19 protein-coding genes, 1 rRNA gene and 1 pseudogene are annotated in these 20,974 nt (G+C 65.6%); 10 read left to right on the top strand and 11 right to left on the bottom strand.

Features of this window, described 5'->3' with window-relative positions; translation table 11 throughout:
- Positions 1 to 452 (bottom strand): annotated as a pseudogene (locus tag G3N99_RS14945) (dihydropyrimidine dehydrogenase); the annotation flags it as partial.
- Positions 453 to 587: 135 nt separating this feature from the next.
- Positions 588 to 1,868, bottom strand: coding sequence for a Zn-dependent hydrolase (locus tag G3N99_RS14940; protein WP_206122763.1), 1,281 nt, complete (start codon positions 1,866 to 1,868; stop codon positions 588 to 590).
- Between the two features lie 356 nt (positions 1,869 to 2,224).
- Here G3N99_RS14940 and G3N99_RS14935 point away from each other — a divergent pair, with 356 nt between their 5' ends.
- On the top strand, positions 2,225 to 2,917 hold the full coding sequence (locus G3N99_RS14935) for a TetR/AcrR family transcriptional regulator (protein WP_206122762.1): 693 nt from the start codon (positions 2,225 to 2,227) through the stop codon (positions 2,915 to 2,917).
- Between the two features lie 101 nt (positions 2,918 to 3,018).
- Here G3N99_RS14935 and G3N99_RS14930 read toward each other — a convergent pair whose 3' ends face one another.
- Genes G3N99_RS14930 through G3N99_RS14920 form a run of 3 tightly spaced genes read right to left on the bottom strand, consistent with a single transcriptional unit; the run spans position 3,019 to position 6,685 of the window.
- Positions 3,019 to 4,209, bottom strand: coding sequence for an acetyl-CoA C-acyltransferase (locus G3N99_RS14930; protein WP_206122761.1), 1,191 nt, complete (start codon positions 4,207 to 4,209; stop codon positions 3,019 to 3,021).
- An 18-nt stretch (positions 4,210 to 4,227) separates the two neighbouring features.
- Positions 4,228 to 4,995: a 3-hydroxyacyl-CoA dehydrogenase gene (locus G3N99_RS14925; protein ID WP_174943743.1), complete on the bottom strand. Its 768-nt coding sequence runs from the start codon at positions 4,993 to 4,995 to the stop codon at positions 4,228 to 4,230.
- Positions 4,996 to 5,017: 22 nt separating this feature from the next.
- Positions 5,018 to 6,685, bottom strand: coding sequence for an acyl-CoA synthetase (locus G3N99_RS14920; protein WP_206122760.1), 1,668 nt, complete (start codon positions 6,683 to 6,685; stop codon positions 5,018 to 5,020).
- A 144-nt stretch (positions 6,686 to 6,829) separates the two neighbouring features.
- Between G3N99_RS14920 and G3N99_RS14915 the strand changes: the two genes are divergently transcribed.
- Together G3N99_RS14915 and G3N99_RS14910 are read left to right on the top strand one after the other, a co-directional pair.
- Positions 6,830 to 7,849, top strand: a complete 1,020-nt coding sequence (locus tag G3N99_RS14915) for an AraC family transcriptional regulator (protein ID WP_206122759.1) — start codon at positions 6,830 to 6,832, stop codon at positions 7,847 to 7,849.
- A 141-nt stretch (positions 7,850 to 7,990) separates the two neighbouring features.
- Positions 7,991 to 9,241, top strand: a complete 1,251-nt coding sequence (locus G3N99_RS14910) for an SMI1/KNR4 family protein (RefSeq protein ID WP_206122758.1) — start codon at positions 7,991 to 7,993, stop codon at positions 9,239 to 9,241.
- Between the two features lie 12 nt (positions 9,242 to 9,253).
- Here G3N99_RS14910 and G3N99_RS14905 read toward each other — a convergent pair whose 3' ends face one another.
- From G3N99_RS14905 to G3N99_RS14895, 3 genes are all read right to left on the bottom strand, one after another.
- Positions 9,254 to 10,663: a cytosine permease gene (locus G3N99_RS14905; protein WP_206122757.1), complete on the bottom strand. Its 1,410-nt coding sequence runs from the start codon at positions 10,661 to 10,663 to the stop codon at positions 9,254 to 9,256.
- 300 nt (positions 10,664 to 10,963) lie between these two features.
- Positions 10,964 to 12,355: an aspartate aminotransferase family protein gene (locus tag G3N99_RS14900; protein WP_174945328.1), complete on the bottom strand. Its 1,392-nt coding sequence runs from the start codon at positions 12,353 to 12,355 to the stop codon at positions 10,964 to 10,966.
- A gap of 81 nt (positions 12,356 to 12,436) precedes the next feature.
- On the bottom strand, positions 12,437 to 13,942 hold the full coding sequence (locus G3N99_RS14895; RefSeq protein WP_206122756.1) for an aldehyde dehydrogenase: 1,506 nt from the start codon (positions 13,940 to 13,942) through the stop codon (positions 12,437 to 12,439).
- A 384-nt stretch (positions 13,943 to 14,326) separates the two neighbouring features.
- Here G3N99_RS14895 and G3N99_RS14890 point away from each other — a divergent pair, with 384 nt between their 5' ends.
- From G3N99_RS14890 to G3N99_RS14880, 3 genes are all read left to right on the top strand, one after another.
- Complete coding sequence (locus G3N99_RS14890) at positions 14,327 to 14,926, top strand: hypothetical protein (protein WP_206122755.1); 600 nt, start codon at positions 14,327 to 14,329, stop codon at positions 14,924 to 14,926.
- A gap of 92 nt (positions 14,927 to 15,018) precedes the next feature.
- Complete coding sequence (locus G3N99_RS14885) at positions 15,019 to 15,390, top strand: nuclear transport factor 2 family protein (protein ID WP_174943798.1); 372 nt, start codon at positions 15,019 to 15,021, stop codon at positions 15,388 to 15,390.
- Positions 15,391 to 15,499: 109 nt separating this feature from the next.
- On the top strand, positions 15,500 to 15,964 hold the full coding sequence (locus G3N99_RS14880; protein ID WP_175043624.1) for a GNAT family N-acetyltransferase: 465 nt from the start codon (positions 15,500 to 15,502) through the stop codon (positions 15,962 to 15,964).
- A 50-nt stretch (positions 15,965 to 16,014) separates the two neighbouring features.
- On the opposite strand, the gene G3N99_RS14875 is transcribed toward G3N99_RS14880, so the two are convergent.
- The gene (locus tag G3N99_RS14875; RefSeq protein WP_206122754.1) at positions 16,015 to 17,844 is read right to left on the bottom strand and encodes a methyl-accepting chemotaxis protein; all 1,830 of its coding nucleotides are present in this window, start codon (positions 17,842 to 17,844) and stop codon (positions 16,015 to 16,017) included.
- A 257-nt stretch (positions 17,845 to 18,101) separates the two neighbouring features.
- Between G3N99_RS14875 and G3N99_RS14870 the strand changes: the two genes are divergently transcribed.
- From G3N99_RS14870 to G3N99_RS14855, 4 genes are all read left to right on the top strand, one after another.
- Entirely contained in the window at positions 18,102 to 18,686 is a 585-nt protein-coding gene (locus G3N99_RS14870) for a sigma-70 family RNA polymerase sigma factor (protein ID WP_206122753.1), read from the top strand.
- Between the two features lie 12 nt (positions 18,687 to 18,698).
- Positions 18,699 to 19,007: a hypothetical protein gene (locus G3N99_RS14865; protein WP_174943775.1), complete on the top strand. Its 309-nt coding sequence runs from the start codon at positions 18,699 to 18,701 to the stop codon at positions 19,005 to 19,007.
- Between the two features lie 2 nt (positions 19,008 to 19,009).
- Positions 19,010 to 19,306 carry a ferredoxin family protein gene (locus G3N99_RS14860; protein WP_174989641.1) on the top strand — a complete coding sequence of 99 codons (297 nt, stop codon included), beginning with the start codon at positions 19,010 to 19,012 and terminating at the stop codon, positions 19,304 to 19,306.
- Between the two features lie 105 nt (positions 19,307 to 19,411).
- Positions 19,412 to 20,128 (top strand): class I SAM-dependent methyltransferase, encoded by a 717-nt coding sequence (locus tag G3N99_RS14855; RefSeq protein ID WP_206122752.1) that lies wholly within the window; start codon positions 19,412 to 19,414, stop codon positions 20,126 to 20,128.
- A 132-nt stretch (positions 20,129 to 20,260) separates the two neighbouring features.
- Here G3N99_RS14855 and G3N99_RS14850 read toward each other — a convergent pair whose 3' ends face one another.
- On the bottom strand, positions 20,261 to 20,554 hold the full coding sequence (locus G3N99_RS14850; RefSeq protein WP_206122751.1) for a hypothetical protein: 294 nt from the start codon (positions 20,552 to 20,554) through the stop codon (positions 20,261 to 20,263).
- Positions 20,555 to 20,866: 312 nt separating this feature from the next.
- Positions 20,867 to 20,974, bottom strand: a 5S ribosomal RNA gene (gene rrf / locus G3N99_RS14845); the annotation flags it as partial.

Genomic DNA, 20,974 nt, shown 5'->3' with positions numbered 1-20,974 from the left:
GGCCCCGCGCCGACCACCGCGACATGGCGGCCCGTGTCGGGCGCGCGCGTGAAGCGCACCGCGCCGGTCTCCATCGCCCAGTCGGTTGCATGCCGCTGCAGCGCGCCGATCGCGACGGGCTGCGCATCCTGGTGGTTGCGCACGCATGCGCCCTCGCACAGGATCTCGGTCGGACACACGCGTGCGCACATCCCGCCGAGCGGATTCGCCGACAGGATGTCGGTCGCGGCGCCCTTCAGGTTGCCGTTGCCGATCTTGCGGATGAAGCTCGGAATGTCGATCTGCGTCGGGCAGGCCTGCACGCACGGCGCGTCGTAGCAGTAGTGGCAGCGGCTGGCCGCGGCCGCGGCGGCAGTCGGATCGAGCAGCGGCGCGATATCGGCGAATTCGCACGAGAGTTGCGTGGACGACAGGCGATGCGCGGCGATATCGCCGGTTGGCTTGGTGGTCATACGCGTTCCTTCGACTGGGTGGAGACAAAGCCGTCCCCGCCGGCTGCGAATGCACAGTCGGGGCGGTCATTCTTGGGAATGCTACGGTCAGGCTGTCAGGCACTGAGCAGCCTGCCGGCTGCTACGGTCCAGGCGTCATGAAGCCGGCTCGCATGCGCGCGACAGCATCGCGTGCAGCAGCACGTTCGCGCCGGCCTCGACCCACGCGGGCGTCGCGTCCTCGATCTCGTTGTGGCTGATGCCGTCGACACACGGCACGAACACCATCGACGTCGGCGCGACCTGCGCGAGGTAGCACGCATCGTGACCGGCACCCGACACGATGTCGCGATGCGAGAAGCCGAAGCGGTCGGCCGCACTGCGCACGGCTTCCACACAGGCAGCGTCGAACGCGACCGGCTTGTAATAGAAAATCTGCTCGAGTTCGGTCTCGAGCCCGATGTCGGCGGCGATGCGCGCCACGCCGTCACGCAGCGCGGCGTCCATCTTCGCGAGCACCGCGTCGTCCGGATGACGGAAATCGACGGTGAAAAATACGCGGCCGGGAATCACGTTGCGCGAGTTCGGGTAGACCTGCATCATGCCGACCGTCGCACAGCCGAACGGCGCATGATCGAGGCCGATCCGGTTGACGAGATCGACCACGCGCGACGCGCCGAGCAGCGCATCGCGGCGACGCGGCATCGGTGTCGGCCCCGCGTGCGCTTCCTGGCCCGTGAACGTGATCTCGTACCAGCGCTGCCCCTGCGCGTCGGTCACGACGCCGATCGTCTTGCACTCCGCCTCGAGAATCGGCCCCTGCTCTATATGCAGTTCGAATGCGGCGTGCAGCTTGCGTCCGCCGCAGGGCACGTCACCCGCATAGCCGATGCGCGCCAGTTCCTCGCCGATCGTCTTGCCGTCCACATCCTTGCGCGACAGCCCGTATTCGAGCGGAAACACGCCCGCGAACACGCCGGAGGCGACCATCGCGGGCGCGAAGCGCGAGCCTTCCTCGTTGGTCCAGATCACGACCTCGACCGGATGCTCGGTCTCGATGCCGTGATCGTTGAGACTGCGAATCACCTCGAGGCCGCCGAGCACGCCGTAGATGCCGTCGAAACGGCCGCCCGTCGGCTGCGAATCCGCGTGCGAGCCCGTGACGACCGGCGCCGCATCGGCCACGCGGCCCGCGCGGCGCATGAACACGTTGCCCATCGTATCGACCGTCACCGTGCAGCCGGCGGCCTTCGCCCAGCCGACGATCAGGTCGCGGCCGGCCTTGTCGAGATCGGTCAGCGCGAGGCGGCACACGCCGCCCTTCGGCGTCGCGCCGATCTTCGCGACTTCCATCAGGCTGTCCCACAACCGCTTGCCGTCGACCTTGATCGACGTGTCGAAAGCTGCCCGCTTCACTGTTTCCGATACCGCGTTCATTCGTATCGCTCCTGTGGGGTCGGTGATATCGTCAGCCCGGTCTGTGCCGGTGCGTGTCATGCCTGTTTCGGGGCAACGGCGCCCAAGCGCGGTGCATGCCCCGATCGTTCGCGAAGATCGTCCGACGAATCCGGTTGAAAGATTTCCGCCGCCCGTCGAATCCTGTCCGATTGGACAGGTTTTAGACGATCAAAATGACCAAATCAATCTCTTTCTTGCGTGAATGAATGGAGCGAGAAACGTGCCATCGCAACGCAGCATGGCGATGAATGCGCGATATCGGTACGCGTGCGTTCGATGCGAATCAGCGGCTAGAATGAAGCCCAACGCGGCACGCCCGCCGCGCGAGGGCAACGATGAGACATGACGAGGCGGCAACCGAAGCCACCGACAGCGACGAAACGCCCGCGCCTTTGCGGCGACGCAAGGCGCACATCCGCGAGTCCAACGAAGCGCATCTGCTCGCCTGTGCGGAGGCCGTGTTCGCGGAACGCGGGCTCGACGGCGCGAGCACCGCGATGATCGCGGAGCGCGCGGGCCTGCCGAAAGCCAACCTGCATTACTACTTCCCGACGAAGCTTGCGTTGTACCGCCGCGTGCTCGACGACCTGTTCGAGGACTGGCATCGCGCGGCCGGTTCGTTCGAGGCCGACGACGATCCCGTCGAAGCGATCGGTGCCTACGTGCGCGCGAAGATGGCGCTGTCACGGCGGCGTCCGCTCGGCTCGAAGGTCTGGGCCAACGAGATCATCCACGGTGCGGAGCACATGCAGGACATCCTGTCGGAACGCGTGAAGCCGTGGTTCGATACACGCGTGAAGGTCATCGACGGCTGGATCGCGCGCGGGCTGCTTGCGCCGATCGACGCGCATGCGCTGATGTACCTGATCTGGGCCACCACGCAGCACTACGCGGATTTCGATGCGCAGATCCGCGCGCTGAGCGGCAAGCGCACGTTCACGCAGAAGGCGTTCGACGAGAAGACCGAACAGATCGTGCAGCTCGTGATTCGCGCATGCGGGGCGGTGTCGCCGCACGCGAAGGACTAGCGCGACAACGCGATCCGCCCAAAGCAAAACGGGTATCGCACAGGTGATGCCCGTGCGATACCCGTCGTACGCGTCGCAGCATGCGTACTGCGCGTGATGCGTTACACGATGCGCTCGATCGCGATCGCCGTCGCCTCGCCACCGCCGATGCACAGCGACGCGACGCCACGCTTCATCCCATAAGTCTCGAGCGCGGCCAGCAGCGTCACCATCACGCGCGCCCCCGATGCACCGATCGGATGCCCCAGCGCGCACGCGCCACCGTGCACGTTGACCTTCTCGTGCGGCAGGTCGAGATCGCGCATCGCGGCCATCGGCACCACGGCGAACGCTTCGTTGATTTCGAACAGGTCGACGTCGCGCAGGTTCCAGCCGGTTTTCTCCGACAGCTTGCGCAGCGCGCCGATCGGCGCGGTCGCGAACAGGCCCGGCTTGTCCGCGTAAGTCGAATGCCCGACGATCACGGCCTTCGGCGTGAGGCCGAGGCGCTCCGCTTCCGAGCGGCGCATCATCACGAGTGCGGCCGCGCCGTCCGAGATCGACGACGCATTGGCGGCCGTCACCGTGCCGCCGTCGCGGAATGCAGCCTTCAGCGTCGGGATCTTGTCGAGCCTCGCCTTGCCCGGCTGCTCGTCGATCGACACGACCGTTTCGCTCTTGCCCGCCTTCACGGCCACCGGTGCGATCTCCGACACGAAATGCCCGTCGGCGATCGCACGTTGCGCGCGCGTCAGCGATGCGATCGCGAACGCATCCTGCGCCTCGCGCGTGAACTGGTACGCCTGCGCACAATCCTCGGCGAACGTGCCCATCAGGCGGCCCTTCTCGTACGCGTCCTCGAGCCCGTCGAGGAACATGTGATCGAGCACCTGGCCGTGACCCATGCGCATCCCCGCGCGCGCCTTCGGCAGCAGGTACGGCGCATTCGTCATGCTCTCCATCCCGCCCGCGACGGCGACGCCTGCCGAGCCCGCCAGCAGCAGGTCGTGCGCGAACATCGCGGCCTTCATCCCCGAGCCGCACATCTTGTTGACCGTGGTCGCGCCCGCCGCGAGCGGCAGCCCGGCCTTCAGCGCGGCCTGCCGCGCTGGCGCCTGGCCCTGGCCCGCCGGCAGCACGCAGCCGAACACGATTTCATCGATGCGCTCGGCCGGCACGTTCGCGCGCTCGAGCGCCGCACGAATCGCTACCGCGCCAAGGTCGCTCGCGCTGGCTGCCGCCAGGTCGCCCTGAAAACCACCCATCGGCGTACGCGCCGTACCAACGATTACGATCGGATCCTGAGTCGTCATGATTCGCTTCCTCCAGTGTCAGCGCGGTGCCATGCGCAACGCGCCATCGAGACGGATGACTTCGCCGTTCAGCATCGTGTTCCCGGCGATGTGGCGCACCAGCGCCGCAAATTCTTCCGGGCGGCCGAGCCGCGGCGGGAACGGCACGCTCTTGCCGAGCGCGTCCTGCACGTCCTGCGGCATGCCGGCCATCATCGGCGTCGCGAAGATGCCCGGCGCGACCGTCACGACACGAATGCCGAACCGCGCGAGCTCGCGCGCGATCGGCAGCGTCATGCCCACCACGCCGCTCTTCGACGCCGCATACGCGGCCTGCCCGATCTGCCCGTCGAACGCCGCGACCGACGCGGTGTTGACGATCACGCCGCGCTCGCCTTCCGCATTGGCGTCCTGCTTCGACATCGCTTCGGCAGCCAGCCGGATCATGTTGAACGTGCCGACCAGATTGATCGACACCGCGCGCGCGAAGCGGTCCAGCGAATGCGGACCCTCGCGGCCGACCACCTTCTCGCCCGGCGCGACGCCTGCGCAGTTGACGAGCGCGTCGATGCGACCGAACGCGTCACGTGCGGCGGCGACGGCCGCCTGGCCATCGGCTTCGCTCGTGACGTCGGTCTTCACGAAGCGTGCGGCCGCACCCAGCTCGTGCGCGAGGCCCGCACCCGCCTCTTCGTTGACGTCCAGCAGCACGGCCTTGCCGCCTTCCGCGACCACCATGCGCGCCACCGCGGCGCCAAGGCCCGAACCGGCGCCCGTAATCAGAAAAACACGATCCTTGATATCCATTCGCAGTCCGTACAGGTTGTGTTCAGGGTTGAGCGGCCTTCTCGGCTTCCATCTTGCGCAATACGAAGCGCTGGATCTTGCCGCTCGGTGTTTTCGGCAGCGCGTCGACGAAGTCGATCGCACGCGGATAGGCGTGCGCGGACAACCGCCGCTTCACGTGCAGGCTCAGTTCCTCGGCCAGCGCCGGCGTGCCGTCGTAGTCTTTCGACAGCACGACGAACGCCTTGACGATTTCCGTGCGTTCCGCATCGGGCACGCCGATGACGGCGGCCTCGCTCACGGCCGGATGCTCGATCAGCGCGCTTTCCACGTCGAACGGGCCGATCCGGTAGCCCGACGACGTGATCACGTCGTCCGCGCGGCCGATGAAGCTCACGGTGCCGTCCGGTTCCAGCTCGACGTTGTCGCCGGTCCGGTAATAGCCGCCCGCGATCGCCGGCGTGTCCTGCTGCCAGTAGCCGTGGAACCACAGCAGCGGCGAGCGCGCGATGTCGATCGCCAGGTTGCCGGGCTCGCCGGGGCCGAGCTCGCGGCTCGCTTCGTCGAGCACCGCGACGCGGTAGCCGGGCATCGCAAAGCCGGCCGAACCGGCGTGGATCGCATGCGCGAGGCCGTGGTGGTTGTTCACGACCATTCCGAGTTCGGTCTGGCCGTAGTGATCGTAGATCGGCGCGCCGAGCGCCGCGTCGAACCAGCGCACGACTTCCGGATTCAGCGGTTCGCCCGCGCTGCTGACCACGCGCAGCTTGCCCTTCAGCCGCGCCGCCGCTTCCGTCCCGGCCGCCATCAGCATCCGGTAGGCCGTCGGCGAGCCGGCGAGGCTCGTGATCCCGAGCCGTTCGATCACGTCGTACGTGCTGTCGACCGTGAAACTGCCTTCGTAGAGCGTCGTCGCGTGGCCCAGCAGCAGCGGGCCCGTGATCGCGTAATAGAGGCCGTACGCCCAGCCCGGATCGGCGATGTTCCAGAACCGGTCGCCGGCACGCAGGTCCACCGCCTCGCGCATGTACGCCCCGAAGGCGAGCAGCGCGCGCAGCGGCACCGGCACGCCTTTCGGCAAACCCGTCGTGCCCGACGTCGACATCATCATGAACAGGTCCGTGCCCTTGCGCAGCACCGGTTCGAACGAATCGGACTGCGCGTCGAGCGCCGCGCGGAAATCGATGTCGCGTTCCGGCAGCGTCTCACCCGGTTCGCGCACCGTCGCAACGCTCGGGCAACCGGCGATCTCGTCGAGCTTCGCGCGATTCGCGACGTTGGTCACGACCAGGCGCGCGTCGCTCATGCGCAGCCGGTGCTCGATCGCTTTCGGGCCGAACGCGGTGAACAGCGGCTGGTAGACGGCGCCCGCGCGCCACGTGCCGAGGATCGTCGCGACGAGTTCGGGCGTGCGCGGCAACAGGCCTGCCACCACGTCGCCCGGCTTCACGCCCTGCGCGACCAGCAGGTTCGCGACGCGTGCCGACAGCGCCTTCATCTGCGCAAACGTGTAGCGGTGGTGCTGCCCGTCGGCGTCGATCCAGTCGAGTGCAATCGCGTCCGCCGATGCGTGCCGGTCGCAGCATTCCACGCACGCGTTCAGGCCGCGCTCCAGGTCGCCGTGCAGTTGCTGCGCGGCGGTCTCGATACTGAACCGGGCCACGGCGTCGGCGTAGGCCGGCACCGCTTGGGCGGTAGCTCCATCAGACATGCGTGTCTCCTGTGCGTTATGCCCGCCGGCGAGCCAGGGGCGCGACGGGGATAGTTCGATAGTAGACAGCCCACACATTGCAATCAATGACAAACAGAATCTAGAATCGTGATCGCTTTTGCCATGTCGGGAGGATGCAGGAAAATGGGGCCGCAGATGATTTCGCCGGATTTCGTCGACGACGCGCTCGCGTGCCTGCGCCGGCAAGGCCTTCCGACGGAGCCCGTGCTACGCGCCGCCGGCCTGCCGGCCGCCGTGCGCGAGCCCGTCACGCCGCAGCAGTACGGCCGGCTGTGGCTCGCGATCGCCGGTGCGCTCGACGACGAGTTCTTCGGCCTCGCCGCACGCCCGATGCGGCATGGCAGCTTCACGCTGCTGTGCCATGCGGTGCTGCACGCCGGCACGCTCGACAAGGCGCTGCGGCGCGCGCTGCAGTTCCTGCGCATGGTGCTGGACGAGCCGCATGGCGAGCTCGTCGTGGCCGACGGGCAAGCGCAGATCGTGCTGACGCAGACGGGCACGCCGTACCCGGCGTTCGCATACCGGACGTTCTGGCTGATCCTCCTTGGCGTCGCGTGCTGGCTGATCGGCCGGCGCATCCCGCTGCAGCGCATCGATTTCGCGTGCCCGAGCCCCGACCAGCGCAGCGACTACCACCAGTTCTTCGGCGTGCCCGTGCATTTCGACCGGCCCGACAGCCGGCTCGCGTTCAACGCCGCGTACCTCGCGCTGCCGACGATCCGCTCCGAGCAGGCGCTGAAGACCTTCCTGCGCGGCGCGCCCGGCAACCTGCTCGTCCGCTACCGGCACGATACGGGCTGGGTCGCGAAGACCCGCGCGCAACTGAAAACGCTACCCGCTGCGGAGTGGCCCGACTTCGATACGCTGGCCGTGCGCCTCGGCACGACGCCCGCGACGCTGCGGCGGCGTCTGCGCAGCGAGGGGCAAAGCTTCGCGGCGATCAAGGACGAGCTGCGCGGCGCGCTGGCCCAGTCGCTGTTGCGCGGGAATGCGCTGAGCGTCGCGGAGATTGCGGCCGAGCTCGGGTTCACCGAGCCGAGTGCGTTTCATCGCGCGTTCCGGAAATGGACGGGTACGAGCCCCGGTGCGTTCCGGCGGGACGTGCATGCGGCGGAGGGGGAGCCGGGGGTGGCGAGCGGATGATGCGGCAGGCCGTCGTCAACAAGCATGCACGGCCGACACGGAAACGCTCACGCGACGCTGCTAGGATGCGACCTATCGACTGCCGTTCGTAATCCATGAGCGACGGCGAACACTCGACCCACCACCACCGCTCCCGCTCCGATGCAAGCAACCCACTTTTCCGACGCTGAACTGGCCGACCTGCGCGCGCACGGCATCGTACTGTTTGCCGACCGCGTGATCTTCGACGCGCAACCGCCGATGCCGGCCGACCAGATCGCGGCCGTGCAGGCCCGCTGCCACGGCGACCTCCCGCCCGCGCTGCTCGAGCTGTGGCGCACGACGGCCGGCGGCAGCCTCGACTACGACCTGACGCTGGAGATGAACGGTCATATCGAAGGGATCAGCTGGGGTGAGCTGTTCTACAACGACAGCAACGGCTACCGCGACCTGCAGGGCTGGATCGACCACGAACTCGAACTGGCCGAGGAAGCCGCCGAGGAGGATTCGCGCACCTGGAACGGCAGGCTCGACGTATTGCCGTTCGGCGGATTCGAGTACTGCGACCGCATCTACATCGTGACGGAACCCGACGCAAAAGATTGCGGCCACGTGCTCGCGTGGAAACAGGGGCTGCCGCCTGCGTGGCGCGGCGCGATGCATGAGGATGGACTCGCCACGATTGCGCCGGACCTGTACGCGGCATTCGGCGCGCTGCAGTTGAACGCGGACCCGCTGGAACCCGGCGACAGTGGCACCGGCATGACGTTTCTCGAGTATGTCGATGAACTCCGCGCCGAGCATGGCCTGTCCGAACCGCTAGCAGACAAGCTGATCGCGTTCTATCGCCGGGCCATGATCGACTGGCGCACGCCGCTCGCCGCCGGCACGCTCGCTGCCCAACCCGCCCTCGCGCGCCAGGCGTTGCGAGACGCGATCGACCACGACGACACGGCGCTCACGCTGCAACTGGCGCCGCTCGTCGCGAATCTCGGCACGGCGCTCGCCAACAGCTCGATCCCGACCGACTACGCGCTGCGGCGCAAGAAGTTTGCCGCCGCCGCCGCGTTGCTCGAATCCGGCGCGCCGGTCGCGCCGGATTCGCTGGAGTCCGCGTCCGGCAACGTGCCGGTCGCGCTGATGCGCGCACTGCTCGACGCCGGTGCACAACCCGATGCCGACGCGATGGCCCGCTGTGTCGCCGGCGGCGGCGCCGACAGCGCGCGCCTGATCGGTGCGGCACTGGCGGCACGAGGCGTTGATGCGGCCACCGCCTACCGCACGGCGAGTGCAACGCTGCTGCGCAAGTTCATCGCCGACATCGCCGAGGTCCGCAAAGGCAAGCTGAGCCACTACCTCGGCCTCGACGGCCTCGAAGCCCACGCAGAACGCCTGCGGACATTCGTGCTGTAACGTGACGCAGACTCACCGGGAAACCCCGTCCACGCTCGCGGCAACGCCCTGCAGCGGCCGCGAGAACAGCTTGCAGCCCGCGTAGTAGACGAGCGACGTCAGCGACAACCCGACGATCCATGACACATCCGCGCCGCCGAGCCGGCTCGCCAGTTCGCCCGTATAGAGATCGGTCGCCATGAACGGCGCCTGCGCGACGATGCCGATGACATACGAACCGACGGCGATCGTATTGAAGCGTCCGTAGATACCGCCATCCTGCCGGAAGAACGAACCGACGTCGTACTCGCCGTGACACACGAGGTAGTAGTCGACGAGGTTGATCGCGGTCCACGGCACGAGCACGTACAGCAGCAGCAGGATGAAGTTCGTGTAACCGGCGAGGAAATTGTCCTGCCCGAACAGCGCGATCGCGAGCGCGATGCCGCACAGGACGATCGCGGTAATCGCCCGCGCACGCGCCTTGCCCGACCACGACGGAAAGAGCGTCTGCAGCACCGTGATGGCCGACAGCGCACCGCAATACAGTTCCATTGCATTGCTGGCAGCAATACCGAACGACAGCACGACGATCACGAGCACGCTGATCCCTTGCGTGAGGCCCGTGAGGCCGCTCACGACATTGCCGTCAGGTGTCGCAAGACCCACCAGGCAGCCGAGCAGCATCGGGAAGAACGAGCCGAGCACGCAGCCCCAGTAACTCGACCAGAACGCCGTACGCGGCCCGGTATCGGGCGGCAGGTAGCGCGAATAGTCCGACACGTAGGGCGCATAGGCAATCTGCCACAGCGCGGCGACCGACATCGCGCCCAGGAAGCCTGACAGGTTCAGCGAATGCTTCGAGAACGTATCGGCGGGCAATCCATGCACGAAAATGATCCACACGAACGCCAGCACGAGCACGCTGCCCGAGCACCAGCTCAACAGCCGCGCATACGCGTGGATCAGCTTGTAGCCGTAGATCGATCCGAGCAGGCTGATCAGGCCGATCACCACGACGCCCGCATCGAGCGGAATGTCGGCACTCAGGCTGTGCAGCGCCTGCCCGCCGAACACGCAGTTCGACGCGAAGAAGCCGACATACATCACGACGACCAGCGCGACCACGAGCAGCGCGCCGAACGACCCGAACTGCCCGCGGGTCTGGATCATCTGCGGCACGCCAAGCTGCGGCCCCTGCGCGGAATGCAGCGCCATGAACACCGCGCCGATCAGGCTGCCGACGAGCGTCGCAAGCGCCGCCCACCAGAACGGCTGCTTGAACACCGTGGTCGAGAGCGATCCGGTGACGATCGTCAGCATCATGATGTTCGACCCGAACCAGATCGTGAACAGGTCCTTCGCGCTGCCGTGCCGCTCGGTCAGCGGAATCGGCTGGATGGTGCTTTCCTCGAGATGAGCAACGGACTCGCCCTGACTCATTTCGTCTCCTTGTTTCTGTTGTGATGTTCGTGGATTCGGGGGCTGACGGGTAAGCAGGAATGCGTGGTCGACTCAAAGCATGTGTGCTTCAATACACCAGGCATACCATTTGCATTCCTGATCAATAAGCGGTCAGTGACACATCGTCCTGTCTCGACCACTGCCCACGGCGCCCGATCGTCAACCTGTCGGAATGCCGCTCAGGTAGCCGCGCACAGCCGGCCTGTCTCCGCAGCGAAACCTGTGGTTCGGTGCGCTCCCGCCCGACGCTCATCGGGCGGAAGCGCGTCGCTCAACCCGTCAGCAGTCGATCCCGAGCACTTCGCGCGCGGTGGCATCCACGGCCTTGCGCATCGTGTCGACCAGTTCATCGATTTGCGCGTGGTCGATCACCAGCGGCGGCGCAACGATCAGTCGGCCGTTCGTCGAACGCACGATCGCGCCGAGTTCGAACCCGACCGTCCGGCTGTGCCAGGTCAGGTCGGCCTCGTTCGCAAAGCGTTCGCGCGTCGCCTTGTTCTTCGCGAACTGGATCGCGCCGACCGCGCCCACGCCCTGGATCTCGCCGACGAGCGGATGGCTGCCGAACGCATCGCGCAGCGCCTTCTGCAGGTACGGCCCGGTATCCGTCTTCGTCCGCTCGACGAGGCCTTCGCGCTCGAGCACGTCGAGGTTGGCCAGTGCGACGGCGGCCGCGACCGGGTGCCCCGAATAGGTCAGCCCGTGCGCGTAGACGCCGCCCTTGTCGACCAGCGCATCGCCGACGCGCCGGCTCATGATCAGCCCGCCCATCGGCACGTAGCCCGAGGTCAGCCCCTTGGCCATGCAGATCAGGTCCGGTTCGAAGCCGAAGTGGCGGTGCGCGAACCACTCGCCGGTGCGGCCGAAACCGCCGATCACTTCGTCCGCGCAGAGCAGCACGTCGTATTGACGGCAGATGCGCTCGATCTCCTGCCAGTAGCCGTCCGGCGGAAAGATCATCCCGCCCGCGCCCTGGAACGGCTCCGCGACGAACGCGGCAACGCGCTCCGCACCGATCTCGAGGATCTTTCGTTCGAGCGACAGCGCCGCCTGCTTGCCGAAGGCCTCGGGGCTCAGGTCGCCACCGTTCGCGTACCAGTACGGTTCGTCCACGTGCGTGATGTTCGGAATCGGCAGGTCGCCCATTTCATGCATGAACGCCATGCCGCCCAGCGACGCGCTGCCCACCGTCGACCCGTGGTAGCCGTTCACGCGGCCGATCAGCACCTTCTTCTCCGGCTTGCCCATCACGTCCCAGAACCGCCGCACGGTGCGAATCAGCACCTCATTCGATTCGGATCCCGAATTGGTATACACCACATGACTGAAGCGGTTGCCGAGCAGCGCGAACAGCCGCTCCGACAGTTCGATCACCGACGGGTGCGTCGTATGAAAGAACATGTTGTAGTAGGACAGCTCCTTCATCTGCCGCGCGGCGGCATCGACCAGCTCCGGCCGCCCATAGCCGACGTTGGTGCACCACAGGCCGGACATGCCGTCCAGGTAGCGGTTGCCGTCGTTGTCCCATAGATGGACACCTTCGCCGCGCACCATCACGCGCGCGCCTTCCTCGTTCAGCGCCTTCTGGTCGACGAACGCATGCAGGTGATGCGCGGCGTCGCTGCGTTGATAGTCCTGCGTTGTACGATGCGGAAAGTTGGGCGCATTCATAGGCGAGTCTCCGGTTCGTTTTGTGGATGAAAAGCGTTGTCGTGTTGCGCGGCGCAGCCGCTTGCGGCCCGCCGCGTCGAATCAGTAACTGATCCAGGTCGTCTTGAGGCCCGTGTACTTGTCGATCGCATGCAGCGAAAGATCGCGGCCGAAGCCCGACTGGCGGAACCCGCCGAACGGCGTCTGCGCGCTCAGCGCATCGACCGTGTTGACGGACACCGTGCCGGCGCGCAGCCGGCCCGATACACGGTGCGCGCGCGACAGGCTGCCGGTCCAGACCGACGCGGCCAGCCCATAGATCGAATCATTCGCGAGCTGGACGGCCTCGTCCTCGGTATCGAACGCCATCACGGACAGCACCGGCCCGAAGATCTCCTCGCGTGCGATGGCGTCGTCGTGCTTCACGTCGATGAAGATCGTCGGCTCGATGAAGTAGCCCTTGCCGTCGACACGCGGCGCGCCGCCGCCGATCGCGAGCGTCGCGCTATCGCGGCCGCGTGCAATCCACTCGCGCACGCGCCGATGCTGCTGCTCGTCAACGATGGCGCCCATCCCGCTCGACGGATCGAGCGGATCGCCCGGCATGAACGCGGCGGCATGCGCAATCAGCCGGTCGACGAACGCATCGTGAATCGAACGCTGAACCAGCAGCCGCGAGTTGGCGGAACACACCTCGCCCTGGTTGAAGAAAATGCCGAGGCACGCCTTACGTGCGGCCAGGTCGAGATCGTCCGTATCGTCGAAGACCAGATTCGGGCTCTTGCCGCCGCACTCGAGCCACACCTGCTTCATGTTCGACTGCGCGGCGTACTCGAGAAATTTCTTGCCGACGGCCGTCGATCCCGTGAAGGCGAGCACGTCAACGTCGGAATGCAGCCCGAGCGCGCGCCCCGCGGTTTCGCCATAGCCCGGCACGACGTTCAACACGCCCGGCGGCAGGCCGGCCTCGAGCGCCAGCTCCGCGAGACGCAACGCGGACAGCGGCGATTGTTCCGCCGGCTTCATCACGACACTGTTGCCGGCCGCCAGCGCCGGCGCCACCTTCCACGCGACCATGTCGAGCGGAAAATTCCACGGCACCACGGCGCCGACCACACCCAACGGTTCGCGCGTGACGACCGCGAGGTTGCCGGGGTCGGTCGACGCGACTTCGCCATGCAGCTTGTCGACGGCTTCGCCGTACCAGCTGAACAGGCTGCCCGCGGCCGGCACGTCGATGCTGAACGCGTCCGCCACGCGCTTGCCCATGTTGAGCGAGTCGAGCAGCGCGAGTTCCACGCCGTGCGATGCGATGAGTTCGCCGAGCCGGCAAAGCACACGCTTGCGCTCTGCCGGCGCGCAGCGCGACCAGACACCGGATTCGAACGCGTGACGCGCGGCACGCACCGCGTCGTCGACGTCCGGTGCATCGCACGACGCGACTTCCGCGATGACGGCCTCCGTGGCGGGATTGATCGCGGCGAACGTCCGGCCGCTTCGAGCCGGCACGCTACGGCCGCCGATATGCGCGAGCGTTCTCGGGACCACTTGCGCCGCGAGACGTCTCCAGTCCGCGTGCTGATGATTTTCTGCTGAGGTTGGGTTCATTCAAGACTCCGTTTTGACGACCAGGCGTTTGTGCGTTGTTCTCCGCCTGAACTCGATCCGACGAAAGACGCCAGCGGGCACGACCGATGCCCATCACCGCTGCGCATCGCCGCAGTCGTCCGGTTGGCAAACTGTCGGTCATCAAAAAGAGATTTGAAAGAACACTTTTTCTTCTCATTGAAGAGGTTATTTCTATTCATCCTGCAGTCGTGCAGTGGGTTTTCCTGCCACGTCACGATCCCGGTGCCGTTTGTTTGCGTGCGATCGCATCGGCCTTCCGGTGGGATCCGACGTGTCACCCGCCGCGACACCTGGCCGGCACGACATTGCGCCCCGGCCTGTCCGACCACATACTGGTCGGCCTGCGCGAACGAGGGTGCATCGATGATGAGTGTCGATCAGGGCGCCGCTTCGATCTATGGCGCGATCGGAACGGCCGTGTCTTTGCTGGCGGCGATTCCGTATGCGCTCGCAATCTACCGGCGCACGGTTCGTCCGCATCTGTTTACATGGCTCGTGTGGTCGGTCGTCACGGCGATCGCGGCTGCCGGCCAGTTCGTCGCGGGTGCGGGGCCGTCCGCGTGGTGCACGGCAGCAATTGCCGTTACGTGCTTTCTGACGCTGGTGGCCAGCCTCTTTCGCGGCGAGCGCGGCTGGACACGCATCGACTGGTTTTTCCTGATCGCGGCCCTGTCGGCCATTCCGCTGTGGATGCTGACCGACGACCCGACGATCTCGATCTGTCTGGTCACGCTGATCGAGCTTGCGGGCCTCGGCCCGACCGTCCGCAAGACGATCCGCGATCCGTGGAGCGAGAGCCTCGCGTATTTCGCGCTGTGCGTGCTCAAGTACGCGCTGGCGTTGCTGGCGCTGGGCACGTGGAGTGTCGCGGTCGCGCTCTATCCGGTCGTCAACGTCATCGCGTCGATCGGCATCTGCGTGGTGATGCTCGTCCGGCGCCACTCGCTGTCGAACGCGCGGTAGACGGTATCCGTCGGTGCGGTATGTTCGTTGCTGCCGTTGCTCGCCGGAATGAACGGAACCACAAATCTTCAGAGACGATGCGAGGCCCTGAAATGGATGCAATCCGTACCGCTATCGAGCCCAGCGAAGCCGCGCTTCGTGCCGCGATGCTGGCCAACGATGTCGAAGCGCTCGACGCGTTGCTGGACGACGATCTGGTGTTCACCGTTCCGACCGGACAGGTCATCTCGAAGGAGGACGACCTGGCGACGCATCGCGCGAAGCTGTTGCGCCTCGACAAACTCGATGTACAGGAAACGCGCGCATGCGCGATCGGGGAAATGATCCTGACCACGACGAAGGCGATACTCGCCGGCCATTTCGACGGCGCGGCGTTCGACGGCGTGTTTGCCTATACTCGGCTGTGGCGACGATCGCCCGCCGGCTGGCGCGTCGTCGCCGGGCATGCATCCCAGGTCGCGTAGCCGTGTCTCGCTCGGCCTTGCTGCGAGCAGGCAAGCCGCGCATCCGGAATGGAGTCCATGCGAGCCGGACGATATCCCGACGCTGGTATCGTCCATGACAGGAGACGAGATGCACCAACCATTCACCATACGTGCTGCCCGTACCGCGGACGCGGACGAACTCACGCGACTGGCTCGCATTTCGAAGGCCCACTGGGGCTATCCGAAGGACTGGCTCGACTTGTGGCAGAGCGATCTCACGATTGCACCGGAGACGATCGACGGGTCGATCGGTTACGTCGCGGAATCCGGCGAGGCAATCATCGGGTTCTGGGTCAGGGCGTCATCGGAATCGGATCGCCCGACGCCCGGATGGCTGTTCGTTCATCCCGACCACATGGGCCGCGGCGTTGCCCGGGCACTGTGGGAAGAGGTCCGCAGGGAAAGCGCCGCGCGAGGGATCAGAAGCTTCGTGATCGAAGCAGACCCCAATGCGGTCCCGTTCTATCTGGCGCTCGGCGCTGAAAAGATCGGCGAAAAGGAATCGAGCGTCGTCCCGGGCAGGTTCTTCCCGATCCTGAGGATCACGATCTGATGGCAACGTCCGTCGGCACCGCCGTCAGACGTACCCGGTATCGTCCCTTCTCAGGCTGACTGCAACGTCCTCGCTCGGCTGTCTTCGAGCTTGAACTCGCCGACCGTCTGCGCGAGCCTGGCGGCCTGCTCGCGCAGCAACGTCGCGGCCGCCGCAGACTGCTCGACGAGCGCCGCATTCTGCTGCGTCGCATTGTCGAGATGCGACACCGCCTGATTCACCTGCTCGAGCCCCGTGCTCTGCTCCTTGGCGGCGACGGTAATTTCCGCAATCACGCTCGTGATGCTGCGCACGCCCTCGACGATTTCGTTCATCGTCGCGCCGGCCGTCTGGACGAGCCCCGAGCCCCCCTCGATCTTCTCGACCGAGGAGTGAATCAACTGCTTGATTTCCTTGGCGGCCTGCGCGCTGCGCTGCGCGAGCGCACGCACTTCGCCCGCGACGACGGCGAAGCCTCGGCCGTGCTCGTTCGCACGTGCGGCCTCGACGGCAGCGTTCAACGCGAGAATGTTGGTCTGGAACGCGATGCCGTCGATCACGCCGACGATGTTGGCGATCTCGCTCGACGCTTGCGTGATCTCGTCCATCGTCGAGACGACCTCGCTGACGACCGTGCCGCCGCGCACCGCGACGTCCGACGCCGATTCCGCCAGACGGCTCACCTGGCTCGCGGCATCGGCCGAGTTGCGGGCCGTGCCGGCGATTTCCTCGAGCGCGGCGGCGGTTTCCTGCAAGCTCGATGCAGCATGTTCGGTGCGGCCGGACAGATCCTGGTTGCCCTGCGCGATCTCGGCGCTCGCGAGGTTGACGGATTCGCTGAACTCACGGATCTGCAGCAGGATCGTACTGATCTTTTCGGCGAACAGGTTGAATGCATGCGCGATCTGCGCAGCTTCGTCCACGCCGTCGGCGGGCAGGCGTTTTGTCAGGTCGCCGCTGCCGCTCGAGACGTCCGTGAGCGCATCGCGAACCAGCAGGATGCGCTTGAAGGCCGCGTTCGTCATCGCGCCGACGAGCGCGGCCGCGATCACCGCAACGATCAGGATCGCGGCCAGCGTCGTCGTCGCGACCGCGCGCATGCCGGCCGTCACGTCCGCCTTGTCGAGCGCGAGCACGAGGGACCAATCGGTACCGGCGATCGGCTGGGCCCGCACCAGCTTGGTGGCGCCGTCGATGTCGACGGCGACGGGCTCGGACGCGGTTTGCAACGCGCCGAGGTGGTCGGCGTCGAATGCCGGCGAAAGACCGGTTGCCGGCTTCATGATCAGGTCGGTCTTGGCCGACGCAATCACACGCCCGCCCTTGTCCACCAGAAATGCGAAGCTCGCGGGTGTCGGGTGTACCGACGTCACGATCGAACTCACGCTCTCCATGAACAGGCTGGCGGCCAGCACGCCCTTCACCGTGCCGTCGCGCACCACGGGCACCGCGAACGCAACAGCCGGCTTGCCGGTCGTTGCATCACGGTAGAGTGCCGTCACGACCAGGCTGCCGGCGCTGACTGCCTGCTTGTACCATGGACGTGCTGTCGGGTCGTAGCCGGGTGCGAGCGGCACGTTCGAGAACGCGGTCTTGTCCGGCAGGCCGAGCGTCAACACCTCGAAGCCGCCCGACTTGCCAAGCAGCTTCAGCGCCGGCAGCGGGTCGCCCTCGCCGATCGCGATCGTGTCCGCGAGTGCCTGGGTTTCCCGGCCTCTGCTGGCCACCCATTCGTTGATCGCCAGCGCGTGCCCGGCGAGGATCGACTTGTGATTCTGGTCGATTGTCTCGTCGTTGTGCTGCTTGACGACGTAATAGACCAGGCCGCCTGTCACGGCCAGCGCCGTGACCACGATGGCGACGCAGGTCGCAAGTATCCGAGCACGAATCGAGGACAACATGATGACTTCGATCTCCGTTACCGCGTTATATGAATGAGGTCTCCGAAAACAGGCAACGCCCTGTTTAACGACTTAACGACTGCGGTTGCGGGAACTTAAGGCCTGACTGGCCAGACCAGTGTGAGTAACGGATCGGCGGAACCGCGAAGTGAGGAACGGACGGGCTGATCCGGCAAGATCGGATACCGCGCCGACTGCCTGGGTGCAGATTTTTACGCTCGCCACAATATTCGCGCGCCTGAAACGTCTTCAAGCGCATGGAATCGCCACCCACTTCGCACATGATGACCGACCCAGACCGCGACATCACAGCGACAGTGATGCGTGAACGAACGAGGCTAGTGAATTTCATCCGGCGCCGGATACGCGACCCGGACGATGCCGAGGACATCCTCCAGGATGTGTTTCACGAATTCGTACAAGCGTATCGACTTCCTGCGCCCATTGAACAGGTGAGCGCGTGGCTTTTCCGTGCCGCGCGCAACCGCATCGTTGACCGCTTTCGCAAGAAGAAGGAGCAGCCGCTGGCCGACCTATCCGAGGCCGACGACGACGCGAACAGCGAGTATCGCCTGGACCTCGCACTGCCGGCGCATGATGCCGGCCCCGAAGCGCTCTACGCTCGCACGCTCGTGCTCAAGGCCTTGCAGGATGCGCTCGACGAGTTGCCGGCGAATCAGCGTGAGGTCTTTATCGCACACGAGCTGGAGGGCCAGTCCTTCAAGGAGATGGCCGCGCAAAGCGGTGTCGCGCTCAATACGCTGCTCGCACGCAAACGCTATGCGGTCTTGCATTTGCGTGCCCGACTGCAGCCCGTTTATGACGAACTGGATAACACCTAAAGGAATCGACAGATGAATTTCCGAATCAGATGTGCAGGCAAAGCGGTGTTCGTGCTGATCGCGATAGGTGTGCTCGGCTGGGTCGTGATGATGTTATGGAACTGGGTGATTCCGGCGCTATTCGTCGGCGCCCGTGCGATCGACTTCGGCCATGCGCTGGGCCTGCTCGTGTTGAGCCGCATCCTGTTCGGCGGATTCCGCGGACACCACGGCTGGCGCGGTCGACGCCACTGGCGCAAGTGGGAATCCATGACACCCGAGGAGCGCGAGCATTTCCGGAACGCGTGGCGATCCCGCAGCAACCGCCCCACGGGAGAGTGAGCGTGCGCGACAAATCAACGGGCGACTGCAAGCAGAAGCCGGGGGTGATTGCGCCGGTCGTCGATCTGAACCGCTGCGAAGGCAAAGCGGATTGCGTCGCGGTTTGCCCCGAGAACGTGTTCGAGATCCGGCGCATCGACAAGACCGATTACCAGGGCCTCGATCTGATGCATCGCCTGAAGCTGCGCGTGCATGGAATGAAGGTCGCCTACACGCCGAATGCGTACGCGTGCCGGTCATGCGGCCTTTGCGTGACGGCGTGTCCCGAACGCGCCATTACGCTTGCCCGAACGGCATAGCGCCATCCGTGTATCGCCGATATCGAGCGACAGCGCAGAAACCCTGACGGGAGAGGCAGTCGCTGGATACAGCGTCGACCGAATCAACCTCCTCAAGGAACGCATATGGCTTCACCCACCCTCGCCCTTCTGCACCGGCTCCACGAAGAGAGCCGGACCGAAATCGTCGCCCGCGCCCGTGCGCAGTTCCAGGGATCGAACGAGGATTTCCTGTCGTTAGCCGAGGAATACGAAGCGATCGCCCCTCGTCTGCGGGGGCGGTTTCTCGAAACGTTCGGGCTGTCCAGCAACGACTTCGAGTCCCCGGAAGGCAGTCCGCTGTCGTTGGCCGTGTCCCCGGAAACGGGAAGATTTTTACGCAACATGGTGCTCTCGCAACGGCCGGCCCGAATCCTCGAACTCGGCAGTTCATGCGGCGTGTCCACGCTGTATTTCGCCGAGGCGCTGCGCACGCTGGGCCGTGGCGTGGTCGTCGCGACCGAGCGCGATGCGCTCAAGTGCGCACATTTACGCGCTCACGTCAGAACGGCGGGCCTGGACGCCTATGTCGACATGCGGGAAGGCGACGTATTCGAGACCGTTGCCGAACTGGACGGTACGTTCGACATGGTGTTTATCGACGTATGGGCCGATGCCTATCTGAAACTGTTCAAGCAGATCGAGCGCCTGCTGCGCCCGGGATCGGTCGTCCTTGCCGACAACATGTATACCTCCGAGGACGCCGTTCAGCCGTATAAGCACTACCTCGACGACGCCTCGCGGTATTCCACCACGACCCTCGACTTCGAATCGGGGGTCGAATTTACGGTCGTCGTTTCTTGAGTGGGAACGACGTCGAAGCGTTTGTGCCGTGGGATCTCGGGATAAAGAACAGCGCCATCGATCGAAATTGCACCGCGCAGGAAATCAAGAACATCGTTCGCCCGATGCATCGCGAAGATCGGGTGCCGGGCGCTATCCGTTGCGGCGCTTTTGCCATTCATGGATCGCGGTGATTGAGCGAGCTTCCCAATCAGGAGGCAGTGGCGGCGCGGACCATTCGCGCATCAATGCCTTATGGCGCATTGCGGTCGAGAGGTCACGCAGGTAGCGAATGCCTTCGTGGGCGTAGCGCGTCGCCTGCTCAGGACTGAGTTCGGACGTCGCGCCAAATGAGACGGCGCCGTGTTCAACCAGGACATCCAGATATAGCTTTCCGTCCTCCTCCAACAGGAACCAACTCCACGGATCTTCCGCTATTACGCGCATCGGCATCTCCTCACTGATGAACAGGCCGGCCTGTGTGGCTCCCAAAGACGGTACGACATTGGCTGGGGGCAACAGCTGGAGGATGGATGTTTGAATGTGGGTATCGGCCAGCGCCAGCCACCCGTGTGGAGCCAGCTCGATCGGTTTGATCAGGGGGCGCAGAGCGGCGGGGCGCTCGAGGGCAGTAGGTATCTAAATCGGCGCATTCGGCGCCCCAGCTCCAGCCAGGCCGCCCATCCCGATCCCCTGCGCATTTCCGTCGCGCAAATGCAAAAACCCCCGCCTTTCGGGCAGGGGTTTCTGGCTTAGGGAGCCTGACGATTACCTACTTTCACACGGGAATCCGCACTATCATCGGCGTAGAGTCGTTTCACGGTCCTGTTCGGGATGGGAAGGGGTGGGACCGACTCGCTATGGTCA

The sequence above is a fragment of the Burkholderia sp. Ac-20392 genome (assembly GCF_017104585.1).
Taxonomy (GTDB): Bacteria; Pseudomonadota; Gammaproteobacteria; order Burkholderiales; family Burkholderiaceae; genus Burkholderia; species Burkholderia lata.
The sequence above is the reverse complement of the archived record's forward strand: the minus strand, read 5'-3'. Positions and strand labels throughout refer to the sequence as shown.

Coding starts and splice junctions, on each gene's coding strand:
- G3N99_RS14875 (WP_206122754.1), bottom strand. CDS start 17,844: ATGTTGTCCTCGATTCGTGCTCGGATACTTGCGACCTGCGTCGCCATC.
- G3N99_RS14920 (WP_206122760.1), bottom strand. CDS start 6,685: ATGTCTGATGGAGCTACCGCCCAAGCGGTGCCGGCCTACGCCGACGCC.
- G3N99_RS14940 (WP_206122763.1), bottom strand. CDS start 1,868: ATGAACGCGGTATCGGAAACAGTGAAGCGGGCAGCTTTCGACACGTCG.
- G3N99_RS14855 (WP_206122752.1), top strand. CDS start 19,412: ATGGCTTCACCCACCCTCGCCCTTCTGCACCGGCTCCACGAAGAGAGC.
- G3N99_RS14895 (WP_206122756.1), bottom strand. CDS start 13,942: ATGAACCCAACCTCAGCAGAAAATCATCAGCACGCGGACTGGAGACGT.
- G3N99_RS14915 (WP_206122759.1), top strand. CDS start 6,830: ATGGGGCCGCAGATGATTTCGCCGGATTTCGTCGACGACGCGCTCGCG.
- G3N99_RS14880 (WP_175043624.1), top strand. CDS start 15,500: ATGCACCAACCATTCACCATACGTGCTGCCCGTACCGCGGACGCGGAC.
- G3N99_RS14925 (WP_174943743.1), bottom strand. CDS start 4,995: ATGGATATCAAGGATCGTGTTTTTCTGATTACGGGCGCCGGTTCGGGC.
- G3N99_RS14850 (WP_206122751.1), bottom strand. CDS start 20,554: ATGCGCGTAATAGCGGAAGATCCGTGGAGTTGGTTCCTGTTGGAGGAG.
- G3N99_RS14865 (WP_174943775.1), top strand. CDS start 18,699: ATGAATTTCCGAATCAGATGTGCAGGCAAAGCGGTGTTCGTGCTGATC.
- G3N99_RS14900 (WP_174945328.1), bottom strand. CDS start 12,355: ATGAATGCGCCCAACTTTCCGCATCGTACAACGCAGGACTATCAACGC.
- G3N99_RS14930 (WP_206122761.1), bottom strand. CDS start 4,209: ATGACGACTCAGGATCCGATCGTAATCGTTGGTACGGCGCGTACGCCG.
- G3N99_RS14905 (WP_206122757.1), bottom strand. CDS start 10,663: ATGAGTCAGGGCGAGTCCGTTGCTCATCTCGAGGAAAGCACCATCCAG.
- G3N99_RS14890 (WP_206122755.1), top strand. CDS start 14,327: ATGATGAGTGTCGATCAGGGCGCCGCTTCGATCTATGGCGCGATCGGA.
- G3N99_RS14935 (WP_206122762.1), top strand. CDS start 2,225: ATGAGACATGACGAGGCGGCAACCGAAGCCACCGACAGCGACGAAACG.
- G3N99_RS14885 (WP_174943798.1), top strand. CDS start 15,019: ATGGATGCAATCCGTACCGCTATCGAGCCCAGCGAAGCCGCGCTTCGT.
- G3N99_RS14910 (WP_206122758.1), top strand. CDS start 7,991: ATGCAAGCAACCCACTTTTCCGACGCTGAACTGGCCGACCTGCGCGCG.
- G3N99_RS14870 (WP_206122753.1), top strand. CDS start 18,102: ATGGAATCGCCACCCACTTCGCACATGATGACCGACCCAGACCGCGAC.